The sequence below is a fragment of the Lysinibacillus sp. FSL K6-0102 genome, assembly GCF_038003545.1.
Lineage (GTDB): Bacteria > Bacillota > Bacilli > Bacillales_A > Planococcaceae > Lysinibacillus > Lysinibacillus capsici.
Genome location: NZ_JBBOPH010000001.1, coordinates 1,148,417 through 1,173,777, shown reverse-complemented (window position 1 = coordinate 1,173,777; position 25,361 = coordinate 1,148,417). Strand labels below are relative to the sequence as shown.

Here is a 25,361-nt window from a genome sequence, read left to right as displayed (position 1 = left end):
TTATTGTCCCTCCTTTTTCTTGCTCAGCTTTTGTAAGCCTACTCGAATAATATAGCCTGATGCAACGAAGAAGATAATCAATGCAATAATAATGGATACGATTTCTTCTGGAATACCCGCAGCATTTGGCATATTTAATGCACCATATTTTAAAGAACCAAAAAGGGATGCCCCAAACACTACTCCAAGTGGTGTATTGGCTCCAAGAAGCGCAACGGCGATACCGTCAAACCCAATTCCCGTAAAGCCAGGTTTAATGGATGCGTTTTGGAATGTCCCTAAAGCTTCCATCGCACCACCAAGACCTGCAAACATACCAGAAATTGTCATAGCTAAAATAATATTTTTATTGACACTCATACCTGCATAGTCAGCAGCATTTTTGTTAAAACCTACTGCTTTTAGCTCGTAGCCACGTGTTGTTTTTTCTAAAATGAACCACATCACAACTACCATTAAAAGTGCAACAATGATCCCATAGTGAAGACTTGAATTGTCTGTAAGCTCTCTTAAAAACGGAGAACGTAAAGAAGCTGACTCATGGATACGTTCTGTTTTAAAGCTGCCATCGGACAATTTTTTAATCACTGCATTTGCAATATAAAGTGCAGTGTAGTTCAGCATAATTGTCGCAATAACTTCGTGAACTTTAAATTTCGCTTTTAAGAAACCTGCAATAAAGGCCCAAAATGCTCCTGCAGCTGCTGCTGCAAGCAATGCTAATGGTAAGTGAATGATTTTAGGAAGTTCAAACGCATAACCTACCCAAGCAGCGGCTAGCCAACCTAAAATTAGCTGACCTTCAACACCGATATTGAAGAGCCCTGTACGGAATGCAAATGCTACCGCAAGACCTGCTAAAATATATGGTGTAATTTGACGAATTGTGTTCCCGATTGAATATGAATCTCCAAAAATACCTGTCCAAAGAGCGATATAACCTTGCACTGGGTCATAGCCACTGACTACCATAACGATAGCCCCTACAATTAAACCGATAATGATAGAGATGATAGGAACGAGGATATTAATGACACGATTTGACATTAGTCGTTCCCCTCCTTCGCATCACGCTTTATATTTTTTTTACTTTGTCCTGCCATTAGTAAGCCTAGCTCTTGTTCAGTCGTTTCTTTCGGATTTAACTCATCAACAATTTGTCCATCATAGATAACAGCAATTCGATCCGAAACATTCATCACCTCATCTAATTCAAATGAGATTAACAAAACGGCTTTCCCTTTATCACGTTGCTCAATTAGACGAGAATGAATGAATTCAATAGCTCCTACGTCAAGTCCACGCGTTGGTAGAGCAGCAATTAGTAGATCGGGGTTACGGTCAATTTCACGACCAATAATTGCTTTTTGTTGGTTACCACCAGATAATGCACGAGCTGGTGTCATCTCTCCATTACCAGTACGCACATCATACTCTTTAATGATTTGGCGAGCTTTCTCTGACACCTTTTTATAGTCCATCACAAAGCCCTTCGCTATTGGAGATTGGTAATATGTTTGCAATGCAATATTATGACCAATTGGGAAATCTAAAACTAATCCATGCTTATGACGGTCTTGTGGAATATGTCCTACGCCTTCCTCTGTAATTTTACGAGGCTTCATGTTAGTAATATCTTTACCATTCAGCTTGACTTTACCACTTTTAATTTTGCGTAGACCTGTAATGGCTTCTATTAACTCGGATTGACCATTACCATCAATACCAGCAATACCTACGATTTCACCTTTACGAACATTTAAATTAAGACCTTTCACTTTATCAATATTTCGATAGTCTGTAACAACCAAGTTCTCAATCGCAAGCACTTCGTCAGTCGGTGTCGCATCCGTTTTTTCCGTTTTGAATTCAACCTGACGGCCAACCATCATTTCAGCAAGCTGATCAGGATTTGTGGCAGCGGTTACAACTGTGCCAATCCCTTCTCCCTTACGGATAATCGTCACACGGTCTGAAACTTCCATAATTTCTTTTAGCTTATGCGTAATTAAAATAATGGATTTACCCTCTGCGATAAGACGGCGCATTATTTGAATTAATTCGGTAATTTCTTGCGGTGTTAATGATGCAGTTGGTTCATCAAAAATTAAAATTTCGGCACCACGATACAATGTTTTTAATATTTCTACACGCTGTTGCATACCAACCGTGATATCCTCGATTTTGGCGTTCGGATCAACATCTAATCCATACTTTTCAGAAAGTGCTTGTACTTTCTTAGCCGCATCTTTTATATTCACAATTCCCATTTTAGTAGGCTCAGTGCCTAAAATGATATTTTCTGTTACCGTAAAGTTTTCTACCAACATAAAATGTTGATGCACCATGCCAATCCCTAAATCATTGGCAATATTCGGGTTTGTAATTTTTACAGCCTTCCCACGTACACGAATTTCGCCACCCTCTGGTTGATACAAACCAAAAAGGACGTTCATCAAAGTCGATTTACCTGCACCATTTTCACCTAGCAATGCATGAATCTCGCCTTGTTTCAGTTGGAGGGTGATATTATTATTCGCCACGAAATTACCGAATTCTTTACGGATTCCTAGCATTTCAATCACATAATCCAAATTTGTCACTCCCTTAATAGGCACTATTATTAAGTATTTTCATCTTAGCGTATAGTATCTGCTGCTACATGATGGATGGTACAGATAAGCCATACGTCCAGTAATAAATTTTCTACTAGAGGCTATATTTTATTACCGATTTAATATCCCACCTATAGAGGTAGATGTTTTGCTAAATTAATACAGGAAAGGTCATCGTTAGAAACCTTTCTTCTATTAACTTGTTACCATCATTATTCAAATCATAATTACTACCTCTATAAGGTTTCTATAAATCTAGTTAAATAGAGTATTGCGAATAATCTAAATATAACGATAGATTGAAAAATCATCATAAGGTCCTTCTAAGAGTCCCTTATGATGATCAAAAGATGAATTATTTTTCCACTTTTTCTGGAACTTTGATTTCACCCTTAGCAATTTTTTCTTTATATTCGTCGATTACTTTTTGTACATCTTCTGGAATCGCACCGCGAGAATCCGCAAGTTTAACGCCGTCTTCAGCTAAACCGTAAACAAGTGTTTCTCCACCTGGGAAATCACCATTTTTCGCTCTATTTGAAATATCTACTACTGCTGTATTAACACCTTTTAACATAGAAGTTAATGTAACGTTTGTTTTATCGTCTACTTTACCTTCTTCGTATTGGTCAGCATCTACACCGATAACCCATACATCAGCATTTGGATCTTTCGCTTTACGCTCTTTTGCTTCAGAGAATACACCGTTACCAGTTGCACCAGCAGCGTGGAAGATTACATCTACACCTGAAGAATACATGCTGTTCGCTGTAATTTTACCAAGATCTGCTTTATCAAACGCACCAGTATATTTTACTTGAATATCGATATCTGGGTTTACTGCTTTAGCCCCTTCAACGAAACCAGCGTGGAAGCGGTTAATAACTGGAATATCAACGCCACCTACGAAGCCGATTTTACCTGTTTTAGATGTTTTCGCTGCAGCAACACCTGCTAAGAAAGCACCTTCTTGCTCTTTGAACAGTACGTTTACTACGTTGTCTGCTTCTACTTCAGCATCGATTAATGCAAAGTGGTTATCTGGATTTTCAGAAGCAACTGCATCAATTGCATCAGCCATCATGAATCCGATACCAAATACTAAGTTAAAGTCACGACGAACTAAGTTGTTTAAGTTTGTTTCATAGTCAGCATCTGAAGCTGATTGTAGGTAGTCAAAACCACCATCACCTTTTGATAAATCATGCTCTTTACCGTAAGCTTGTACACCTTCCCATGCAGATTGGTTGAATGATTTGTCATCAACGCCACCTACGTCAGTAACCATCGCTACTGAGAAAGCTTCTTCTGTGCTTTCGCCACCTGAAGCATTGTCATTTTCTTTCGCTGGCTTTTCGTCGTCTTTCGTACCACAAGCACCTAAAATAGCACTTGCCGCTAATACTGATGTTAATACTAAACCAAATTTACGTTTTTTCATTTAATTAACCCCCCAAAGGTATTGTAATTAGCAGGAAAAAATTTAGAAATGTTCTACACCCGTTTACGAACTACATGGAAGCTGAATTTATCAGCTCGGAAATAATTTTTTGAATAGAGCACTACTTGATCATGATCATCATAATGCAATTGCTTTAACACTAAAAGAGCTGTCTCACGTCCACAATTTAAAATCGGTGAGGCTTGTTCATGATACCCAACTGGATCAATATAGGTTACAGCATAAGCTACATGAATTTTGCCAGATTGCTCAAGTGCAGAGAACAGTGAAACTTCTTTTTTTTCGACAAAGTCAGTAGGCAGGAAGCTTGCAGGTAGCCTGTCTATGCAGTATACTACTGGCTCTCCATCCGCTGTTCTGACACGTTCAATCGTGAGTATTTTATCGTCGCCATCACTTTGGAAGCGTTTTAAATCTTCCTCAGAAGGCACATGCTCAGTCGCTTTTAAAAATCGCGAACCTGGCTCCATACCTGCTGCCTCGATCATAGAAGAAATACTAGATAAATGCTCGATGCCTGATGTAAACAACGGCTTCGGGTTGACAAAAGTCCCAACCCCATGTCGGCGCACAATCACATTTTCCTCTTCCAACAGTCGAAGTGCTTCTCTAAGTGTTGCTCGACTGACTCCTAGTGATTTCGATAATTCAAATTCTGAAGGCAGCTTTTCATTTTCTTTAAAAATGCCAGCCTCGATGTCAGATTTTAAACGATCGATTACTTGAAGATAGAGATGACGATGATCTGCTTTAATAGTCACATATATCACCACCAAAATCAGAGATCAGACATCTGATGTACAACATTCCTACTAATCGTTCATAAATATAACATTTTTGCAGAATGAAATAAACAGTTTTGAGTAAAATCTGTTATAGAATTCATTCTTTCTTTATTTTATCTGCAAATTTTTGGACAAAAATACAAATGCTCTCACCATTTTCATCTTCATTTTTTGCTTAGTTATCGTATTGGTGAACAAGTACTTGACGAGGTTTACTACCCTCTGGAGGCCCAACAATACCGCGTTGCTCCATCTGATCAACAATACGTGCAGCTCTTGAATAACCGATACGGAAGCGACGTTGAAGCATAGAGACAGATGCTGTTTGCATATTGACAACTAATTGGACTGCTTCATCATACAAATCATCTGTTTCCTCTAAAATGGTCTCTTCTTCAGTAGGAATCATCTCCTCCTGATACTGAGCTTTTTGCTGTTCTATAACAAAATGAACGACTGCCTCCACTTCTTGATCTGATAAAAAGGCACCCTGCACCCTTTTTGGTTTAGAAGCTCCAGCAGGTAAAAATAACATATCGCCTCGTCCTAATAATCGTTCAGCTCCACCCATGTCTAAAATTGTTCTTGAGTCAATCGCGGAAGAAACTGCAAAAGCAATTCTTGATGGAATATTTGCTTTAATGACACCTGTTAAAACATCTACACTTGGTCGTTGTGTGGCAATAATCAAATGAATGCCAGCTGCCCTTGCCATTTGCGCTAAACGTGTAATCGAATCCTCTACATCACTTGATGCGACCATCATCAAATCCGCTAACTCATCTACAATAACCACAATATAAGGTAGCTTTGGATGCTTTTCCTCTGTTTGATCATTAACCTTTTGGACATGTGCATTATAGCCCTCAATATTTCTTGTACCTGTATGAGAAAACAAATCATAGCGACGTTCCATTTCAGATACCACTTTTTTCAGTGCCTGCGAAGCTTTACGTGCATCCGTTACGACAGGCGCTAATAAATGTGGAATCCCATTATAAACGTTTAATTCAACCATTTTTGGGTCTATCATCATGAGCTTCACTTCATGCGGTTTTGTACGCATTAGTATGGATACAACAATGCCATTTATGCAAACACTTTTCCCACTACCTGTAGAACCAGCTACAAGTAAATGTGGCATTTTATTGAGCTCTGCTAATACAGCTTGTCCTGTAATATCTCGACCAAATGCTACTTGTAATAATGCTTCAGGCTTAGCACCATCTTTCGATTCTAATACCTCACGAAGTGTTACAATGGCTACCTCACTATTAGGTACTTCTATACCAATCGCAGATTTCCCAGGAATTGGCGCTTCCATACGAATATCTTTAGCTGCCAATGCTAATGCAAGATCATCTTGTAAATTGACAATTTTGCTTACTTTCACACCGATATCTGGTAAAATCTCGTATTTCGTAACAGCAGGACCTAAATGCACCTGTGTCACCTTTGCCTTTACGCCAAAACTTTGTAATGTCTGCTCAAGCTTTTTGGCATTTGCCTGAATCACTGAATATTCACCACTTTGATCATGTTGTGGAGGTAATTGTAATAAATTATATGATGGGAGCTGATAATCTGCATTTTCTACTGCATCTGTGCCCTGAATCTGGACATCATCCGATGCTTCTTCAAGTTCATTTTCCACCATGTGAGTTGTATCAATCACTTCTCTTTCTTGTGAAACATTCTGTGTAAAAGCAGAAATAATCGGTTCATGTGGTATTTCTTCTTCTTGTTCAGGCATATCTATAGACTGATTAACAGCTGCTACTTCATCCCCACTCTCTACTCTTGAACGACGATTATTTGGTTTTTTCGGTGTATTTTTTTTCTTATCACGATGCTTTTTTTTCCATTTACCAAATATATCTGGCGTTTTTTCTGCTAAATAAGGCACTAATGCTTTACCAGTGACAAGAATTAAACCAATAAAGAAAATAACCCAAGCAACAACTTTTGCCCCCGAGGCTTCAAACAGCACATGAAGCCCACTAAATAGTAGGGCACCAATCATGCCACCCCCTAAAGCATTACTACGATGAATGATACCATCTGTATTAATCAAAATTCGCCATGATTCACGTAGCACAGAATCAGATAGTAGACCACCTGATTTGGATAGTTGTTCAAATAATATGCCATGACTAAAAATCGTTAAGCTCATAACAATGAGGAACATGCCAAGTATTAATCGATCCTTTATCCCAACTTTTTTACGACCAATCATCATTAACAATGCAACAAATATAAGCATAAATGGAACAGCAAAATGTAAATTACCAAAAAGGAACATGGCGATTGTTTGTAGAATCCGCCCGATCATGCCATATTCAAAAATCATAATGACTGCTAATGCAATTAAGAGCAACCCTAATATTTCGTACATAAGCGGATGCATTTCTTTTTTTTCTGTTGTCGCTTTACTTTTAGTAACTTTTTTTCTCTTACTAACTGCCATCAAATTCACCTTCTTCTGCAATCCATTCTATATATGTAGCGAATCATCACATGTAGAACTTGAATATTTCAAAAAAAGGATTTTCCACCGCAATTGGGAGAAAATCCTTTATCATTTATTTTTTCCTCAAAGCATATACGATGAGCTTGTTCAATTAATATTCCATAATAATAGGAATAATCATTGGACGACGTTTTGTTTTTTGGAATAAATACGTATTCAGTGTATCTCTAATTTCTTGTTTTATATTCGTCCATTCAAAGGTTTCTTTCCCAACGTACTTTTCAATCACATTTCTTGCAATGTCAGAAGCCTCAATCATTAATTCCTCTGATTCTCGTACATAGACAAAGCCTCGTGATAAAATTTCTGGCCCAGAGGCAATTTTCTTTTGTGCTCGATTTAATGTTACCACCACAATGAAAATACCATCCTGCGATAATAATTTACGGTCACGAAGGACAATATTACCTACATCTCCTACACCAATACCGTCAATTAAGACATTACCAGCTTGTACACGACCACTCATGCGCATTTTATTATTTTTATATTCTACGATATCCCCTTTATCAGCGATAAAAATTTGGGATTTTTGCATACCTAGCTGTTGTGCTAATTTAGAATGCGCAATTAGCATACGGTATTCTCCTTGTACGGGAATAAAGTACTTTGGTTGCATCAAGTTTAGCATCAGCTTTAAATCTTCTTGGCTACCATGTCCTGAAACATGGACATTTTTGCTAGAAGTCAAAATTTCAGCGCCTGCTTTTGACATAGAGTTCATTGTATTCGCCATTTGAACTTCCATGCCAGGAGAAGGTGTAAAGGTAATTAGTACCGTGTCACCTTGTTTAATTTTAATGTCACGATGGTGCTTACGGACAATTTTTTCTAAAGCATCGAGAGGTTCTCCTCTGTTGCCTGTTGCAATAATGATAATTTCATCATCTTGATATTTTTGCATTTCCGAGATCGGAATAATTGTATCTTCTTCGACTGTTAAATAACCAAGCTGTACGCCTAAATCAACTGCCTTTTCCAATGGTTTGCCCACAATTACAACCTTACGGAATGATTTCTGTGCTTGAGCAAATACTTGTTGAATTCGAATAAAATTCGATGCGTAAACAGCTACTAAAATACGACCTGGTGCTGAGTGGAATGTTTTTGATAATTGTTCTTCAATGACAATCTCTGATGTCGTATATCCTGGTCGCTCAGCTTCGCAAGACTCAGATAGTAAAATGAAAACGCCGTCTTCTCCTAGCTGTGCCATTTTTGCTAAATCAGGTTTAAATTTACCTGTCGCTGACTGATCGAATTTAAACTCTCCTGTATGAACAATCGCGCCTTCAGATGTATGGAACACTACCCCTAACGAATCGGGAATACTATGTGTTGTGTGGAAGAATGTTACATACGTTGAGTTAAAATTCATACGACTACGGTTTGTTACTTCAAAAAATTTCACTTGATGTGGTGCAGGTAATTCTTTTAAATGTTCCTTTGCTAATGCAATAGTTAATTTCGATCCGTACACAGGTGCCTTTATTTTTTGTAATACATAGGCAATAGAGCCAATTGCATCTTCATGACCATGTGTTAAGAAAATACCTTTCACACGTTCTTTATTTTCTTCTAAGTAAGTAATGTCAGGAATCACGATATCTATACCTAGCATTTCATCTTCTGGGAACATTAAGCCGCTATCCACCACAAATAGCTCTTCATCAATTTCTACTACGTACATGGCTTTCCCAATTTCGCCTACACCACCAAGAGGGATGATGCGGATTAATTCATTTTTCTTTTTTGTCAATTTATTTCCTCCTAAAAAATATCCCGAACAGCAACCACTTAACATTTATTATACGGTTTGCAAAGCTTTTGCACAAATTAAAAATACATGTTTCACGTAGGAAATAGATTTTCCTGCTATTTGCTTATTACTAGCAGATGGAAAACAAATATTGGCTATCCTGTATAAATAGAGCTAAATAAGTATTTGTAAGGACGAGGAGTTACAAATTTTGTACATACTTTTTATTTAAAAAATATAAAAAACGAGGCTGAAATGCTATCAGCCTCGCTGCTATTTATCTAAAACTTTTCGCTTTTTCTTGATACGTATCCCAAATTCGGTCAAAATTAGCTTTCTCTTCATCTGTCATTTCCATCATCGGCAAACGAACATTGAGTGTATCAAATCCTAATTTTGTCATCGCATATTTAATCGGTGAAGGGTTGGGCTGAGCGAACAGCGCACGTACTAAAGGTAATAAGGCTCGGTGAATTTGGGCTGCTAGCTTATGATTTCCTTCTTCAAACGCTTTAATCATTAATTGCATATCATTGCCTACCACATGGGCAGCTACAGAAATAACACCTGCTCCACCAATGGCCATTAGTGGGAGTGTTAAACCATCGTCCCCACTATACACTAAGAAATCATCAGCTGGATCAACATTCTCAATAACATCACCCATCTGATCTAAGTTACCGCTCGCTTCCTTAATCCAAGCAATATTAGGAATCTTGCTTAATGCAACAGAAGTTTCATAGGCAACATTGACCCCAGTACGCCCTGGAACATTATAAAGCATAACAGGGAGACTAGTTTGTTTAGCAATGGTTTCAAAGTGAGCATAAATCCCACGTTGATTTGGCTTATTATAGTAAGGAGCTACAAGCATAATGCCGTCTGCTCCATTTTCTTCTGCCTTATGTGTCATCGCGATAGAGTAAGCTGTTTCATTATCCCCAGTACCTGCAATAACTGGTACGCGACCTGCTACTTTCTCTACGGTAAAGCGTACAACTTCAATTTTCTCTTCTGTAGACATAGTTGGGTTTTCAGAAGTCGTACCACAAGCAACAATACAATCAGTACCATTGTCTATTAAATGATTAATAATACGTTCTAGTTCTGGATAATTAATCGTGCCATCATTTTTGAACGGCGTAATCATTGCCGTTCCAATTCGACCTAAATTCATCCTTACACCCCTCTTATAGTAAGTTATCCTCAAGCATTGCTTCTGCAATTTGGATAGAGTTTAATGCGGCGCCTTTTAATAAATTGTCAGAAACGATCCATAGATGGAACCCTTTGCTGTTGTCTAAATCTTGACGGATACGTCCTACAAAAGTAGCGTCTTCCCCTTCTGCATAAATAGGCATTGGGTAAGTTTGTGTTGCAATATCATCTTGTAATACCACACCTGGTGCGTTGCGTAATACTTCGAAAATCTCTTGGATTGACGCGTCTTTCTCTACCTCAATATAAACAGATTCAGAGTGACCTGAAACGACTGGCACACGAACACAAGTAGCAGCTACTTTTAGCTCTGGTGCATGCATGATTTTTTTCGTCTCATTAATCATTTTCATTTCTTCGTATGTAAATCCATTATCTGTGAATTTATCGATTTGTGGAATGACATTACGAGCAATTGGGTAATGACGTTTATCACTACCAGACGGTAAAATATTTGCTTCTACATCTTTACCTGCATCCCAGTTTTCGCTTTGTGCCTTTAATTCTTGGATCGCAGAAATCCCTGCACCTGATACTGCCTGATAAGTTGAAACAATTACTTTTGTTAAACCAAATGCATGACGAATTGGTTCAAGCGCAGCTACCATTTGAATTGTCGAGCAGTTTGGATTCGCAATAATTCCCTTATGCTTCGCTAAGTCGCCTCGATTCACTTCAGGCACGACAAGCGGTACCTCTGGATCCATACGAAAATGGCTCGTATTATCAATAACTACTGCACCACGCTTAGCTGCTTCTGGTGCAAGCACAGCTGATACTGAACCACCAGCTGAGAATAAAGCGACATTGACGCCTTCGAAAGCCTCAGGTGTCGCTTCTTCAATTGTATATGTTTCCCCATTAAATTCGATTGATTTTCCTGCTGAACGAGCAGAAGCTAGAAATTTAATATGTCCAATCGGAAATTTACGTTTAATCAACTGCTCCATCATTTTCGATCCTACTGCACCTGTTGCCCCAACAACCGCAACTGTTAACTGCTTTGTCATCTGTCATCTCTCCTTGAATACATGTTCCATAATGTGTGCTATTGTATCACAAAAATACTGAAAATTGTGTGTAATCTCTTATTTATTTGAAATATTGTATCAACAGCGGTTGTAATTGCTTTTTCTGCGTAATTGCTGCATGAACAGTATCCACCATTTGCTCAAAATCAGCAATTAAAGAATTTGGTTTGGAGTGAGGGGCATCCTGACCAAAGGGAATAAAATATATATTTTTGGCATTTAACAGTTTCATAATATTTATGCCATTTAAGCCTAGTGCATCGTTTGTGGAAATACCTAAAACTACAGGCGAACCATTACGCAAAGTAGCCTTTGCTGCCATTAACACAGGACTATCTGTTGCCGCATTAGCAAATTTACTTATGCTATTGCCTGTCATGGGGGCTATGACCATTGCATCTAATGGATTGGATGGGCCAAATGGCTCCGCCTCTTTTATAGAAGAAATAACTTTTTCTCCTGTCAAAGCTTCTATTTTGGCAATCCACTCTTCACCTGTACCAAAGCGTGTAGCTGCATGTAAAACGGAATGGGTAATGATTGGAATAACTGTTGCTCCGACATCAATAAAATTTTGGATTTTAGGTACTACATCTTCATACGTACAATGAGAAGCAGTAATACCTAAGCCAATTCGTTTCCCCGTTAACAATTTTCTTCCTCCTCTATTGCCTTGCACAATATTGTAGCTGCATCATGTGCAAAGTATTTCCCAGGCAATGATGGCAATAGTACATACGTTTGTAATTGATCAGAATCTATATCTAAACATCCTGGCTCTGAAGCCAAGTCATATAAAACAGTTGGAACATGCTCTATAAAAGACTCTGTAATCCATTTAGCAGGAATTGTATTAATAAAAATGCCATCTGTAATAGACCATTGGCGATCATCTAAATTCGTGGCTTTATAACCATAAGCTTTTGCTTCACTCACTTGTACAACTGAACGTGCAACAATATGAACATTTGCACCCATCTTAACTAGTAAAGAGGCGAGCATTTTTGCGATGCGACCAAAACCTGCGATTGTGAAATTTTGTCCGTAAATACATTTTTGCTCGAGTCCGTAAAACGTGGCGATAAATCCCTCCGCTGTTAATCGAGCATTTTGCCAAATAAATGATTCTTGTTGTAAATAGCAAATAGATTCATTTTTCTCTAGTAATTGCTTCCAATGCATTGTTAATCGACCTGTATAAAATTTCACTTGTGATATACCATAGAGCTGCTCAACTTCTATTTTTAATGGAAGAATAGGTAATACGATTTTATTAGGCTGGAATTCTAAAACAAGTTTATTTAACTCTTCGTTCCATACGGTTGTTCTTTTATAAAATACTGTTCTCGATGGACTTCTTAGCATTGTAGCTAGTTCCTTTAATCGGGAGTCCTCACCGATAACAAGCCATTTTTCGTTTTCCAAAAGCTCACCTCACTGTAAATATTCTGACTGTACTGTAGATGTCTTATTAAATAAAATACGATCTTCACCAATTAAAATAATTTCGTGCCAAGGTATCATTTCACTAACTTTCATTTTCTTTTTTTGGAATGGTAGTTTATCTTTCACAATTTCAAAACCATGTATTTTCCCTGTTTGCACATCTAATAGGCATTCTGTATGTGCCAGGATGCCAAAATGTACGCCACCCTCAATTTGAATTAACTCCTTATCCACCATCTCAGATAGTAGCATGCCTCATCTCCCTCCTTGAGCCGTTACCTCAATATATGCGGACTTTTTGCAAATCGTGACCCCTACCTAAAGTACGAATATGTTGCATTTCCATCGCCTTCTGTATATAGTGTATATATACAGTTATAAGAGGTGATGATTTGTGCATATCCATTTAAGTAATGCGAGTGAAAAACCTATTTATGAGCAAATCACCATACAGCTCAAAGAAGCTATTTTAGCTAATAAATTACAGGCTGGTGATGCACTACCGTCTATCCGCGCTTTAGCAAAGGATTTAAAAATAAGTGTGATGACCACTAAACGTGCCTATGCTGATTTAGAGCGAGATGGTTTCATTGAAACTGTCGCTGGTAAAGGGAGCTTTGTCACAGAACGAAATCAAGACTTTCTACGTGAGGAGCTATTACGGCAGGTAGAGGGGCATTTGCAAAAGGCAGCAAAAATAGCGAAAACCGCTGGACTTTCTAGTAAAGAATTACAAGAACTACTATCTTTAATGTTAGAGGAGGATAAGTAATATGAATGCCATTGAAATTCGGGATCTACATAAGGGCTTTGAAGGCTTTTTTCTTAAAGATATAAGTTTTTCCGTCCCTCAAGGCACGGTAATGGGTTTTGTTGGAGAAAACGGGGCTGGCAAATCAACAACGATAAAATGCATGCTGAATTTAATAAAAAAAGAATATGGCGAAATTTTGCTATTTGGCAAAGATCATGTCGAACACGAACTATCGATAAAAAACGACATCGGCGTTGTATTTGACGATTTACATGTACCAGAAACGCTAAATGCGACGCAACTCGACAAAATCATGAGAAAAGTATTTCAAACATGGGATTCAGACTATTATTTTGAAAGATTAGCTCAATTTAAGGTGCCAAAGAGGAAGAAGATAAAGGAACTATCACGAGGAATGAGGATGAAGCTATCAATTGCCTTAGCATTGGCACATCATCCAAAATTATTGATTTTAGATGAGCCAACAAGTGGATTAGACCCTATTATTCGGGATGAAATTCTGGATTTATTTTTAGCATTTATGCAGGATGAAACGCACAGCATTTTATTTTCATCGCATATTACAAGCGATTTAGAAAAAATTGCTGACTATATTACGTTAATTCATAATGGTGAGATTTTATTGAGCGAGAGTAAAGATGCTCTATTATATGAATATGGTATTTTCAAAGGTAACAGTGAGGAAGTAAACGACTTGCCAGAGCATGCTATTCTAAGAACCCGTCCTGGTGCGTTTGGAATAGAAGCATTAGTTCTGAAAAATGAAGTAAATGAGGCTTTCAGACTTGAAAGGCCTTCTATAGAAGATATCATGCTATTTTTCGTGAAAGGTAGTGTTTAAATATGGTAGGACTTATCCTAAAAGATTTAATGACCATTCAACGACAAATGAAAGCACAAGCATTTGTTCTTATATTTCTTCTTATGATGGCGATTTTTATGCAGCAAAGCGCAATGCTTCTAGCTGTTATTGTTTTTATTGTTACGATACAAGCGATAACTGCGCTTAGCTACGATGAACAAAGTAAGTGGGATAAATACGCTAATACTTTACCAATTTCTAAAGCAGATATCGTTTTTAGTAAATATATACTTAGTGTGATGTTAATGATTTTCGGACTTGTTATGGCATTACCTATCCTATTTTTTATCAATTTTTTTACCAAAAACGACATCACTTCAGAATTTTTCCTAACGTTTAATTTGATCATAACATCGGCGCTCTGTTTATTAGCCGTATTACTACCTATCTATATTAAATTTGGCTCTATTAAAGGAAGAATAGTCCTCATTGCGTTTTGTTTTATCCCTGGTTTCTTAACGGGGATGTTTAAAGAATATATCCCTGATATGACTCAAACGTTTCTATATTTAAAGCAATACGTCTATTTAGCACCTTTGGGCGGGCTAATACTGCTCTGCCTCTCCTCTCTAGTTTCTACTGCTATTTATAAAAGAAAAGAGTTTTAGGAGGGATCTCATGCGAGCACTGTTGTTACAAAGAATTGTCGTACAAAAATGGACTATTCTTTTTACAATGACGATATGTTTACTTCTTCATTTTGTACATTTACCTTTTGTAGATAGTCCTTCTATCGGATTATTTGTTGTCGTTATTTCTGCCAACATCGTAGATAATTTATATAAAGGCGACCGTCAAGTAAAGTGGACAATGTATGTCAATACGCTACCTCTATCAAAGAAAACACAATTGCAATCCGATTTTTTATTTTGCTATGGCCTTATTGCATTGCTCTTTATTATCCTTGCGCCTATGTATTTCTCACAACCTGATGCATCTGAAAATTTTATCGAGCATCTTGCTATGTACTTTGCTTATATAAGTAGCGCCTCTTTCCTCATCTGTAGTCAATTTTATATTCAGCATCTTGATGAAACAGAGAGAATGCGAACGGTTAGAATGCTTACAGCTATTGTGCTTATCATTCTGCTAAATTTTGTTATTCATTATTATTTATCACTAGTAGCTGCAAATTTAATTATCTTATTCATACCAACACTGGTTAGTATCCTCATCACTTTTCTTGTGTTTCACAAATGTCTTTATTTATATTTGGCAAAGGAAATTTGCTAAAGCTAAATATTCATCAAAAAATAGGCTGCCTTATTTGGCAGCCTATTTTTAATCGTGTTGAATAGCAAAACAGTCAATCAAAAGGAAATGGATTTCATTGCAGGCTACTTGCTTTCCTATGAGCATGTGCAGAGCGGCTTCCTTCGCTACCTCTCCATTTAGAGAGGGTGACATGTCTCGCTATCCCCTTGAATCAAGTACCTTCCCTCGCCAGTTCATAAAGTGTTACCTTTTGGGTAAAGGTTTTCACTACTCATTTTATGGAGGGCTGTTGACTTATCCACATTGAAAATAAATGCCAATCTCCTATCTAATAATAGCTTGAACAAATGCTATCTTATTAAAATATCTTTATTCGCTAGGACCTATGATTGAGATAGCTGGTTCTGCTTTTAAAATTTTAGCAATCAGCCGATCCACTGACTCCATCGATACAGCATCTATCGATTTAAGAACCTCGTCTACTGTTCGATGCTTGCGATGGACAAGTTCACTTGTTCCATTTCGATTCATACGAGCTCCCGTCCCTTCTAATCCAAGGACAAAGCTTCCTTTAAGCTGCTCCTTCGCATTATCAAGCTCCTCCTCTGTCACACCACCCGCTACAATATCTAATAAAGTGGCATCAATTGTGTGCTGAAGCTGTGCTAATTGCTGTCGACTAGTACTACCATAAATCGTAAAAGCACCTACATCTGCATAACACGATTGATACGAGAAAATAGAATAGGCTAGCCCACGTTCTTCTCGTACTTCCTGAAACAATCGAGAACTCATATTGCCTCCAATTATATTGTTAAGCGCAATAAAGCTATACATATCTGGATCTTTTACACCAATTGCTGGATAGGAAATCGCGACATGTGCCTGCTCTGTATCGCGTATTTTTGTAATTTCCCCTGGATAAAATGAAGGATTTGTCAGGACAGGTGCCATAGCATGCGGTGAAGGTTGATAGTGACCAAATAAATCTTCAATCGTTTGCATAAGCTGAGATGAAACATTACCTGCAATAGAAATAACAACGGACTCTGGCCCATAATGTTTATCCATATATTGTCGTATAGCATCTGCTGTAAATGTCTTTAATGTAGCAGCCGTACCTAGTATTGGACGACCGAGTGCGTCATTCGGATACATGACACCCCACAGCTTCTCATGAACGTCATCATCAGGAGCATCTTCGCTCATTAAAATTTCTTCTAATACTACTTGTCGCTCTTTTTCTAATTCTTCTTCCGCAAAGGTAGAATTGAAAAACATATCTGCTAGTATTGTGACCGCAAGCTCCGCATGATGATCTAAAATCTTAGCATAGTAACATGTATTTTCTTTCGATGTGAAGGCATTTAGCTCTCCTCCGATTCGATCAAATTCTTCAGCAATTTGACGAGCTGAACGAGTTGTTGTGCCTTTAAACAACATATGCTCAATAAAATGTGTGATACCATTCTCTTCAGGTAGCTCATAGCGAGAGCCAGCGTTCACAAAGATACCTAATGCCACTGATCTTACATGATCAATTTGCTCTGATACAATTCGAACACCATTCTGACATGTATGTACTTGAACCAAACTATCTCCCCCAATTATAAAAATCCTCTACTTTTCTTCTTGCTACTATCGAAAAAGGCTGCGCAATTTACGCAGCCTTTTAATCAATATTATTTTTCTTGTTCAGCGCGCTCTTTTTCCTCTTGAATTACTACTTTGCGAGATAAATTCACACGACCTTGCTTGTCGATTTCAATCACTTTCACAAGTAATTGATCGCCAAGTTTTAAGACGTCCTCCACTTGCTTTGTTCGTTCCTCTTGAATTTCAGAAATGTGAAGCAAGCCATCTTTCCCTGGGAAGATTTCGCAAAAGGCGCCGAATTTTTCAATACGTTTCACTGTTGATAAGTAGTATTCCCCTACTTTTGCTTCACGTACGATATCTTCAATAATTTGTTTTGCACGTGCATTCATTGCTTCATCAGCAGAAGAAATATAGATTGTACCATCTTGCTCTGTATCAATCTTAACGCCCGTTTCTTCAATAATTTTATTAATTTGTTTACCACCTGGTCCAATTACATCACGAATTTTATCAGGATTAATTTTTACAATAACAATTTTTGGTGCAAACGCAGATAATTGTTTACGTGGCTCTGGCAGTGTAGCAAGCATTGATTCAAGAATATGCATACGTCCAACTTTTGCTTGTGTCAGTGCTTCTTCTAAAATATTGCGAGATAAACCATCAATTTTAATGTCCATTTGTAGAGCTGTTACACCTTTAGCTGTACCAGCCACTTTAAAGTCCATATCGCCTAAATGGTCTTCCATTCCTTGAATATCCGTTAAAATAGAATAATGTTCACCTTTTTTAATAAGGCCCATTGCAATACCTGCAACTGGTGCTTTTAATGGGACACCTGCATCCATCATGGCTAATGTAGACGCACAAATAGAAGCTTGAGAAGTTGATCCGTTTGATTCAAGTACTTCTGATACACAACGAATTGTATAAGGGAAGACCGACTCATCAGGAATGACTGCTTCAAGTGCACGCTCACCTAACGCACCATGACCAATTTCACGACGACCTGGCCCACGGATTGGACCCGTTTCCCCTACAGAAAATTGTGGGAAGTTATAATGGTGCATAAAGCGTTTTGACTCTTCCACACCCAAACCGTCAATAATTTGTACATCACCAAGCGCACCTAATGTACAAATAGAAAGTGCTTGTGTTTGTCCACGTGTAAACAGACCTGAACCATGTGTACGTTGTAATAAGCCTGTTTCAGAAGAAAGTGGTCGGATTTCGTCGAGCTTACGACCATCTGGACGAATCTTATCTTCCGTGATTTGACGGCGTACTTCTTCTTTTACCATCTTGTCAAGAATTGTGTACACTTGTTTCATTGTTTCGTCATCTGCTTCTTGCTCTTCATAGGAAGCGATAACTCGCTCTTTAACAGCTTGAATTGCCTCATCACGAGCATGTTTCTCTGCCGTTTGAATTGCGTCATGCATATCAGTCTCACAAGCTGCTTTTATATCGGCTTGAATTGCTTCGTCAATTTCAAATAGTGTCACTGGTAACTTTTCTTTACCAACCTCTGCCACAATTTGCTCTTGGAAAGCAATGATTTTTTTGATTTCTTCATGACCGAACATAATCGCTTCTAACATGATTTCCTCTGGTACTTCAAGTGCTCCCGCTTCAACCATATTGATAGCATCTTTGTTCCCTGCTACAGACAAATGAATTGTTGAGCGATTCGATTGCTCTACTGTCGGGTTTACAATGAATTCTCCATCAATATAACCAACTTGTACACCTGCTATTGGCCCATCAAATGGAATATCAGAGATCGCTAATGCTAATGATGAACCAACCATTGCTGCCATTTCAGATGTACAGTCAGGATCATTTGACATAACCATAGAAATAACTTGTACTTCATTACGGAAACCATCCGGGAACATCGGACGAATCGGACGGTCGATTAAACGGCTTGCTAAAATCGCCTTTTCAGATGGACGTCCTTCACGCTTAATAAAGCCGCCAGGAATTTTACCTGCAGCATATAGACGCTCTTCATAGTTTACTGTTAATGGGAAGAAATCAAGTGGTTTAGGTGATTTTGACATTGTTGCTGTAGCAAGTACAGAAGTATCGCCATAGCGTACTAATGCGGCTCCGTTTGCTTGTTTTGCTAACTGTCCTACTTCAATTACAAGTGGACGGCCAGCCCATTCATAGGAATAGACTTTCTTTTCGTTCATTCAATGAACCCCTCTCTATTATAAAAACACTTACTTCGTCTGTATGTACTAATAGTAAGTGTACCAAAAATGCTTGTTCTATGCTAAATAATATTTCATGAAATAATCATACATTTAAATTCAGTTATTGCCAATTTATTTAAGATTTATTTCATTATTTTATTGAAAAAGCATTTTTGGTATATGGTTTTTTCTATATTGATTCCTTCTTGACGAAAAGTAATGTATGTAAATGGAAATAACTGCTTCGCTAACATTAGTTTTTCAAATACAAGTTTAAACAATAGACTTATTATAACATGGAGCTTATCATACAACATCCTATAAGGTAAAAGAAAGTTGGATCATCTAGGAAAGTTAGTAAGTCAGGCAAATAATAGTCGGGATTTACATAGTGTTGAAAAGTAAAACCATCAATAGAATTTTTGTGAAAGTTGCGTAAGTGAGTAAAACTGGATCATCGGACGCCCAGTGAAACGGAAGTCACCCCCTCACCTTGCAAAAAGGGCTTTTCTGCTAGTGACATTTCTTTTTTCAACAACTTAAATACCCCACCCATATATGAAGTGACCCCTATAAGTTAGACACGGTTATTTCGTTTAGGCAGCTTGGGTAAACTGAGTTCGGTATTCTACCGGACTCAGTTTTAATTTTGCCTTTAAACGTCTCGTGTTGTAATACGTTATATACTTTTCAAGTTCCTTTTTAAAATGCTCGACACTATCAAATTCCTTTAAGTAGAGGAATTCTGACTTCATGATGCCGAAGAAATTCTCCATGACAGAGTTGTCATAACAGTTTCCCTTACGTGACATACTTTGCACAATGCCTCTTGATTCAAGGGCGTGGCGATATTGTTTCATTTGGTAATGCCAACCTTGATCTGAATGCATCAATAATTGATGTTCCTCTGGCAACCTCTCTAGTGCCTTCTCCAACATTTCTGATACAAGCGAATATGTTGGTCTATGACCAATTGTGTACGTAATAATTTCGCCGTTAAATAAGTCTAAAATAGGTGATAAATAGAGCTTTTCACCAAACAGCTTAAACTCCGTAATATCTGTAACCCATTTTTCATTCGGTGCTTCTGCTATGAAGTTACGATCCAATCTATTAGGCGCAATCTTACCGATTGTCCCTTTATAAGATTTGTATTTCTTCATACGCACTAAGCACTTTAAACCTAATTCTTTCATGATACGTTGAACCTTTTTATGATTCACTTTTTTCCCACGATTTGCTAGCTCATCACGAATACGACGATAACCATAACGACCTTCGTGTTCGTTATAAATTGCTCGAATTTCGGCCTTTAACTCGGCATCTGGATCTGGACGATCCATCTTCTTCACTAAATCATAGTACGTGCTACGTGGAATGCCTGCGAATTTCGCAAGCGCCTTCACCGAGTATTTATGCCTTAATTCATAGATGACCTTTACTTTGTCTTCTTTGGTGATTTTTCCTTGGCTTGAACTAAGGCGTTCAACTTTTTTAAGTACTCATTTTCCATACGTAGACGATTGATTTCTGCTTGAAGTGCTTCAGGTGTCCCTTCTACTGGTGCTTGTTTTGGTTGTTTGTTCGTTTCTTTTTTCATGGATGGATGCCCCTTTTTCCTTGATTGAAGGGCATCGAATCCTTTTGTTTTAAATTGCTTTTTCCAACTACGAAGTGTAGAAGGCGTAGCTATCTTAAAGATAGCTGCTGTTTCAAGTAAGGACGTACCATTTTCAATCATAAAGTTTAGTACGTCTAGTTTAAACTGTGCCGAATAATTTGTATATCGCTTTATAAACGCTTCTACGCCATTATACTCATATTGTTTCGCCCAATTAAGAATTGCTTTGTGATCTGTTCCGATAGATTTAGCAATTTCATGTGAACTTTCATTGCCTTTTATGTAACGTAAGGCTGCTTGTAGTTTTTCTTCCGATGTAAATTTAGCCATATAAAAACTGCTCCTCCAAATGTTAGATGTGTCTAACATTTGGGGAGCAGTTCAATAATGGGCGGGGTATATTCAGACTAATGAGTAGTCTCCTAATATAAGATATGTAAAAAGTTTATTATGTAATTTTAACAGGTTGAACAACTTCTTTTTTCTTATTTCTCGCCATCTTTTCACCTATGATTGGCATAATGAAGCGGTCAAGCCCGAATTTCCCAGCATTATAACCAGCAACGGCTATAAAGATTGCAAGTAAAATATCCCAAGGATTGCTAGATATAGTACCTGCCATTAGGAAGGCAAAATTCATGACCATACCAAAAAATGCAGCATATGTCGTTAAGCATCCCAGAATTAATCCTAGCCCTACTAAAAATTCTCCCCAAGGCACAAGAATATTAATTAGCTCAGCATTTGGCAAAGCAAATGATTCAATAAACTTTACATACAGTGGGTAGGCGAGCTCTTCTCCACTTGTCACTGGATTTGCAATAGCATTGGCTAAAAAGCCAGATGCATCAAAGCCATTAAACAATTTTCCCCAACTTGCTGTAAGCCAATGCCAGCCTAAATAAACACGAATAACTGTTAAAATACTTGCAACAATATTATTCTCTCTTAATAATTGGTTAAACATCCTACTCACCCTTCTAAATGATTTAGTTTACATTTCACCAACTATTAACATAGAAAGTTTTCTAACCCATAGCCATCGTTTACTAGTATTCAATGATAGCATTTAGATTGTATGATTGACGCTTATGTACCAATTTTGAGCCTCTATCCTATAATTTGCTGGATTGTATTTCATGAAATATAATAGCAATCTAGCCTTCAATTTATCTACTTCAATTAAACTTGCAAATGATGATCACAATGACTATAAATGGGCTGTGAAATGTGATTAGAATATATCACCCTTTTATCAAGTATCAAATCATTTTTATCTATCGTTCATCGTAGTGTAAAAAAGTTATGGCTTATTGTTGAACAAAATTAACAAGATTATCTCAAAAAAAGACTGTAGACAAACATCAGTTTGTCTACAGTCTAATATAGGATTACTTTTGCTATTAATTAGCGACGTAAGCCTAAACGGTTGATTAATTCACGGTAACGTTGTACGTCTGTTTCACGAAGGTATTTTAATAAGTGACGACGACGACCTACCATTTTAAGAAGACCACGCTCAGAGTGGAAATCTTTTTTGTGAGTACGTAAGTGAGTATTTAGAGCATTGATTTCCTCTGTTAATACTGCAACTTGTACTTCTGGTGAACCAGTGTCACTTTCGTGAGTACGGTACTCAGCGATAATTTCGTTTTTACGTTCTTTTGTAATAGCCATTTGTATGGACCTCCTAAATTATAATTAATCCCCATTAGCACAGTAAACGTTGGAGTCATCGATATACCGAGCTAAGGTTAAGCATTTATGCACTTATGAATATTACCATAAATCACATAGTCAAGCAAGTAAAACGTCGACTTGGCTAATGTGACTACAGTAATGAAGTACTTCTTATAGCTGGTTAAAGTAACGTATTGCTTCTTGTTTATCCTTTTCAATTTGTGTTTTCAAGGCCTCAATACCATCGAATTTCCGTTCACTTCGTATACGTTTATACCATGCCACATGTACTTCTTCACCGTAGATATTTTTATCAAAGTTTAAAATATGGACTTCAATCGATAATTGCTTATCATTTGGATCTTTGAAAGTTGGCTTATAGCCCACGTTGCAAACACCATCATACCAGTTATTTTGTACAAGCAGACGAACAGCATAAACACCACTAGCTGGAATAAACGTTCCTTCTAATGCTTGGACATTTGCAGTAGGGAAACCAATAGTACGACCACGTTTATCACCATGGACAACAATCCCATTGATTTCAAACGGTCTCCCTAATAAAACTGTTGCTTCTTCCATATCGCCTTCTTGTAATAGCTTGCGTATACGGGTAGAGCTGATTTTCTCAACATCATCTGTTTTCTTCTCAACAATTGTAACGCCATAATCACCATTACTTAATAAACGCATATCTTCCATTGTTCCCTTACCAAATGCTCCAAACGAATAATCGAAGCCAGCTGTCACATGCTGAATATTTAATCCACGGATAAATGTATCAATAAATGCCGCTGGTGAAAGTTTGGCAAAATCTGAAGTGAAGTGGACAACGAATACCGTATCCACACCCTGTTCTTCAAACAACTGTAATTTCTGTTGTAAGAGTGTAATATAAAAAACCTTTTCGTTACGTCCACCAAGGACTAATGAAGGATGTGGATCGAATGTCATCACTGCAGTTGGAATTTGTCGCTTGTCGCCCTCTTCCTTAGCTGCCTTGATAACTGCTTGATGCCCTCTATGTACACCATCGAAAAAGCCAAGAGCTAATGAATACGGCTGCATGCTTTCTCGTTGCTGTAATTGATGTGGGTATTTTAAATGAATGACCTCCATTGAAAAATCCTCCTACTCTATCGTCGGAAACATCTTATGTGGCTTCATCAAACCATCCTTTGTTGGGTGAGCTTGATAAACCGCAACTGCCTTTCCATTGATTCCATACACAATTTTATCATGACTATTTAATAATGCATCTGCTGGAAGCACTTGTCCATTGAAAATTTCTTTTTCATTGGCATTCGTAATCTCAATATATGGATAGTCTGCTAATGCATACTCGACAGGTAAAATGCAGGAAGCTACTTGCTCAGTCTCCATTAGCTCAGCAACCTGTGCTAACGTAAAACAATTATCCTGTGTAAAAGTACCAGAAGCAGTACGTACAAGCTCCTTCATATGTGCTGGATAGCCAAGAGCCTCACCAATTTGCACAGCTAGTGTTCGAATATATGTCCCTTTACTACAAGCGATACGTACTGGAAATGTGATTTCTTGTCCCTCATAATGTGCTAGCTCATCAAGTAGCTCTAAATTATAAATTGTTACTTGGCGAGTTGGTCTTTCAACACTTTCACCTTTTCGCGCATATTCATAGAGGCGCTTCCCATTAACTTTTACTGCTGAAAACATGGGTGGTGTTTGTTCAATAACTCCAGTCAATGAAGCTAAAACCTCTAACAACTGCTCACGAGAAAATTTTTTTATCGTAAGATCTTCTTCAACGGTTTCACCTTCTGCATCCTCGGTTGTCGTGGTACGACCGATTGAAATGATTGCTTCATAGGTTTTCCCTGCGTCAGTTAAATATTCTGCTATTCGAGTTGCTTGGCCAATACAAATTGGTAGTACGCCCTCAACACCTGGATCCAGTGTACCTGTATGCCCAACTTTTTTTGTCCGCAAAATTTTGCGTAATTTAAAGACACAATCATGGCTTGTCATGCCTCTTTCTTTCCAAAGCGGTAAAATACCGTTCATATAGCTCCTCCCAAACTGCTTACTCTATCATTTATTTATTCATTGGCAATATAACTTTTTCCATGAAGCTAAAAAGTCTGCCTGCATAAACATGCATGTGGCAGACTTTTTTAGCTTATTCTTTGTGTAAATCTCTTAACAATGAATCAATACGGTTTCCATATTCAATCGATGAATCAAATTCAAAGATTAATTCTGGTGTACGTCGTAAACGAATGCGTGATCCGATTTCAGAGCGAATGAAGCCCGAAGCTTTTACTAAAGCTTTAAGCGTTTCCTCTCGTTCACGTTCGTTGCCTAAAGATGTAATATAGATTGTCGCTTGCTGTAAATCACCCGTTACTTCAACACCTGTAACAGTCACAAAACCAACACGCGGATCTTTTATTTTACGGCCAAGAATATCACCAAGCTCCTTTTTCATTTGCTCGGCAACACGGTTTGAACGTAGAGACATAATTTGTCACCTCTATTTCGATGTACAGATAGTTGTGTGTTCCATGCCTTCGTAAGCTAGAC

At 37.8% G+C, this 25,361-nt stretch carries 23 protein-coding genes; 4 read left to right on the top strand and 19 right to left on the bottom strand.

What is annotated here, in order from left to right; translation table 11 throughout:
• The 11 genes from NYE73_RS05475 to NYE73_RS05425 form a co-directional block, all read right to left on the bottom strand.
• Complete coding sequence (locus tag NYE73_RS05475; protein ID WP_004224945.1) at positions 1–1,047, bottom strand: ABC transporter permease; 1,047 nt, start codon at positions 1,045–1,047, stop codon at positions 1–3.
• Entirely contained in the window at positions 1,047–2,594 is a 1,548-nt protein-coding gene (locus NYE73_RS05470) for an ABC transporter ATP-binding protein (RefSeq protein ID WP_054550535.1), read from the bottom strand. Before NYE73_RS05470 ends, NYE73_RS05475 begins: the two co-directional genes overlap by 1 nt.
• Positions 2,595–2,970: 376 nt before the next feature.
• A complete protein-coding gene (locus tag NYE73_RS05465; protein WP_048391537.1) occupies positions 2,971–4,056 on the bottom strand; it encodes a BMP family lipoprotein in 1,086 nt (361 codons plus the stop codon).
• 53 nt (positions 4,057–4,109) lie between these two features.
• Complete coding sequence (locus tag NYE73_RS05460; RefSeq protein WP_036080379.1) at positions 4,110–4,838, bottom strand: GntR family transcriptional regulator; 729 nt, start codon at positions 4,836–4,838, stop codon at positions 4,110–4,112.
• A gap of 199 nt (positions 4,839–5,037) precedes the next feature.
• The gene (locus NYE73_RS05455) at positions 5,038–7,329 is read right to left on the bottom strand and encodes an FtsK/SpoIIIE family DNA translocase (protein WP_054550534.1); all 2,292 of its coding nucleotides are present in this window, start codon (positions 7,327–7,329) and stop codon (positions 5,038–5,040) included.
• Between the two features lie 154 nt (positions 7,330–7,483).
• Positions 7,484–9,151 carry a ribonuclease J gene (locus NYE73_RS05450; RefSeq protein WP_048391543.1) on the bottom strand — a complete coding sequence of 556 codons (1,668 nt, stop codon included), beginning with the start codon at positions 9,149–9,151 and terminating at the stop codon, positions 7,484–7,486.
• A 277-nt stretch (positions 9,152–9,428) separates the two neighbouring features.
• Entirely contained in the window at positions 9,429–10,328 is a 900-nt protein-coding gene (gene dapA, locus NYE73_RS05445) for a 4-hydroxy-tetrahydrodipicolinate synthase (RefSeq protein WP_048391545.1), read from the bottom strand.
• Positions 10,329–10,341: 13 nt separating this feature from the next.
• The gene (locus NYE73_RS05440; RefSeq protein ID WP_048391546.1) at positions 10,342–11,379 is read right to left on the bottom strand and encodes an aspartate-semialdehyde dehydrogenase; all 1,038 of its coding nucleotides are present in this window, start codon (positions 11,377–11,379) and stop codon (positions 10,342–10,344) included.
• Positions 11,380–11,461: 82 nt separating this feature from the next.
• Complete coding sequence (locus tag NYE73_RS05435; RefSeq protein ID WP_004224962.1) at positions 11,462–12,052, bottom strand: dipicolinate synthase subunit B; 591 nt, start codon at positions 12,050–12,052, stop codon at positions 11,462–11,464.
• Positions 12,046–12,825: an NAD(P)-dependent oxidoreductase gene (locus NYE73_RS05430; RefSeq protein WP_004224963.1), complete on the bottom strand. Its 780-nt coding sequence runs from the start codon at positions 12,823–12,825 to the stop codon at positions 12,046–12,048. Before NYE73_RS05430 ends, NYE73_RS05435 begins: the two co-directional genes overlap by 7 nt.
• 9 nt (positions 12,826–12,834) lie before the next feature.
• Complete coding sequence (locus tag NYE73_RS05425; RefSeq protein ID WP_004224966.1) at positions 12,835–13,098, bottom strand: hypothetical protein; 264 nt, start codon at positions 13,096–13,098, stop codon at positions 12,835–12,837.
• A 142-nt stretch (positions 13,099–13,240) separates the two neighbouring features.
• Here NYE73_RS05425 and NYE73_RS05420 point away from each other — a divergent pair, with 142 nt between their 5' ends.
• The 4 genes from NYE73_RS05420 to NYE73_RS05405 are packed head-to-tail and all read left to right on the top strand — an operon-like array spanning position 13,241 to position 15,716.
• Positions 13,241–13,618, top strand: a complete 378-nt coding sequence (locus tag NYE73_RS05420; protein ID WP_259950894.1) for a GntR family transcriptional regulator — start codon at positions 13,241–13,243, stop codon at positions 13,616–13,618.
• A gap of 1 nt (position 13,619) precedes the next feature.
• The gene (locus NYE73_RS05415) at positions 13,620–14,462 is read left to right on the top strand and encodes an ABC transporter ATP-binding protein (RefSeq protein ID WP_259950893.1); all 843 of its coding nucleotides are present in this window, start codon (positions 13,620–13,622) and stop codon (positions 14,460–14,462) included.
• Between the two features lie 2 nt (positions 14,463–14,464).
• A complete protein-coding gene (locus NYE73_RS05410) occupies positions 14,465–15,091 on the top strand; it encodes an ABC-2 transporter permease (protein WP_103117595.1) in 627 nt (208 codons plus the stop codon).
• Positions 15,092–15,101: 10 nt separating this feature from the next.
• A complete protein-coding gene (locus tag NYE73_RS05405; protein ID WP_259950892.1) occupies positions 15,102–15,716 on the top strand; it encodes an ABC-2 transporter permease in 615 nt (204 codons plus the stop codon).
• Between the two features lie 351 nt (positions 15,717–16,067).
• Here NYE73_RS05405 and NYE73_RS05400 read toward each other — a convergent pair whose 3' ends face one another.
• The 8 genes from NYE73_RS05400 to rbfA form a co-directional block, all read right to left on the bottom strand.
• Positions 16,068–17,291, bottom strand: a complete 1,224-nt coding sequence (locus NYE73_RS05400; protein ID WP_054550531.1) for a M16 family metallopeptidase — start codon at positions 17,289–17,291, stop codon at positions 16,068–16,070.
• 89 nt (positions 17,292–17,380) lie between these two features.
• Complete coding sequence (gene pnp, locus NYE73_RS05395; RefSeq protein ID WP_048391556.1) at positions 17,381–19,495, bottom strand: polyribonucleotide nucleotidyltransferase; 2,115 nt, start codon at positions 19,493–19,495, stop codon at positions 17,381–17,383.
• 599 nt (positions 19,496–20,094) lie between these two features.
• Positions 20,095–21,449, bottom strand: a protein-coding gene (locus NYE73_RS05390; protein ID WP_139111235.1) for an IS3 family transposase whose coding sequence is annotated in 2 segments (ribosomal slippage) — positions 20,095–20,996 and positions 20,996–21,449 — 1,356 coding nt in all. Because the reading frame shifts where the segments join, the coding sequence is not laid out codon by codon here.
• A gap of 118 nt (positions 21,450–21,567) precedes the next feature.
• The gene (locus tag NYE73_RS05385) at positions 21,568–22,086 is read right to left on the bottom strand and encodes a DoxX family protein (RefSeq protein WP_259951077.1); all 519 of its coding nucleotides are present in this window, start codon (positions 22,084–22,086) and stop codon (positions 21,568–21,570) included.
• Positions 22,087–22,526: 440 nt separating this feature from the next.
• Positions 22,527–22,796 (bottom strand): 30S ribosomal protein S15, encoded by a 270-nt coding sequence (gene rpsO, locus NYE73_RS05380; RefSeq protein ID WP_004224992.1) that lies wholly within the window; start codon positions 22,794–22,796, stop codon positions 22,527–22,529.
• Positions 22,797–22,970: 174 nt separating this feature from the next.
• Positions 22,971–23,918, bottom strand: coding sequence for a riboflavin biosynthesis protein RibF (gene ribF, locus NYE73_RS05375; RefSeq protein WP_103117593.1), 948 nt, complete (start codon positions 23,916–23,918; stop codon positions 22,971–22,973).
• 12 nt (positions 23,919–23,930) lie between these two features.
• On the bottom strand, positions 23,931–24,842 hold the full coding sequence (gene truB / locus NYE73_RS05370; protein WP_004225000.1) for a tRNA pseudouridine(55) synthase TruB: 912 nt from the start codon (positions 24,840–24,842) through the stop codon (positions 23,931–23,933).
• A 115-nt stretch (positions 24,843–24,957) separates the two neighbouring features.
• Positions 24,958–25,299, bottom strand: coding sequence for a 30S ribosome-binding factor RbfA (gene rbfA / locus NYE73_RS05365; protein ID WP_004225003.1), 342 nt, complete (start codon positions 25,297–25,299; stop codon positions 24,958–24,960).
• Positions 25,300–25,361: the final 62 nt, after the last annotated feature.

Coding starts and splice junctions, on each gene's coding strand:
- NYE73_RS05455 (WP_054550534.1), bottom strand. CDS start 7,329: ATGGCAGTTAGTAAGAGAAAAAAAGTTACTAAAAGTAAAGCGACAACA.
- NYE73_RS05385 (WP_259951077.1), bottom strand. CDS start 22,086: ATGTTTAACCAATTATTAAGAGAGAATAATATTGTTGCAAGTATTTTA.
- NYE73_RS05425 (WP_004224966.1), bottom strand. CDS start 13,098: ATGCTACTATCTGAGATGGTGGATAAGGAGTTAATTCAAATTGAGGGT.
- rpsO (WP_004224992.1), bottom strand. CDS start 22,796: ATGGCTATTACAAAAGAACGTAAAAACGAAATTATCGCTGAGTACCGT.
- pnp (WP_048391556.1), bottom strand. CDS start 19,495: ATGAACGAAAAGAAAGTCTATTCCTATGAATGGGCTGGCCGTCCACTT.
- NYE73_RS05440 (WP_048391546.1), bottom strand. CDS start 11,379: ATGACAAAGCAGTTAACAGTTGCGGTTGTTGGGGCAACAGGTGCAGTA.
- NYE73_RS05405 (WP_259950892.1), top strand. CDS start 15,102: ATGCGAGCACTGTTGTTACAAAGAATTGTCGTACAAAAATGGACTATT.
- NYE73_RS05475 (WP_004224945.1), bottom strand. CDS start 1,047: ATGTCAAATCGTGTCATTAATATCCTCGTTCCTATCATCTCTATCATT.
- NYE73_RS05415 (WP_259950893.1), top strand. CDS start 13,620: ATGAATGCCATTGAAATTCGGGATCTACATAAGGGCTTTGAAGGCTTT.
- NYE73_RS05465 (WP_048391537.1), bottom strand. CDS start 4,056: ATGAAAAAACGTAAATTTGGTTTAGTATTAACATCAGTATTAGCGGCA.
- NYE73_RS05410 (WP_103117595.1), top strand. CDS start 14,465: ATGGTAGGACTTATCCTAAAAGATTTAATGACCATTCAACGACAAATG.
- rbfA (WP_004225003.1), bottom strand. CDS start 25,299: ATGTCTCTACGTTCAAACCGTGTTGCCGAGCAAATGAAAAAGGAGCTT.
- dapA (WP_048391545.1), bottom strand. CDS start 10,328: ATGAATTTAGGTCGAATTGGAACGGCAATGATTACGCCGTTCAAAAAT.
- truB (WP_004225000.1), bottom strand. CDS start 24,842: ATGAACGGTATTTTACCGCTTTGGAAAGAAAGAGGCATGACAAGCCAT.
- ribF (WP_103117593.1), bottom strand. CDS start 23,918: ATGGAGGTCATTCATTTAAAATACCCACATCAATTACAGCAACGAGAA.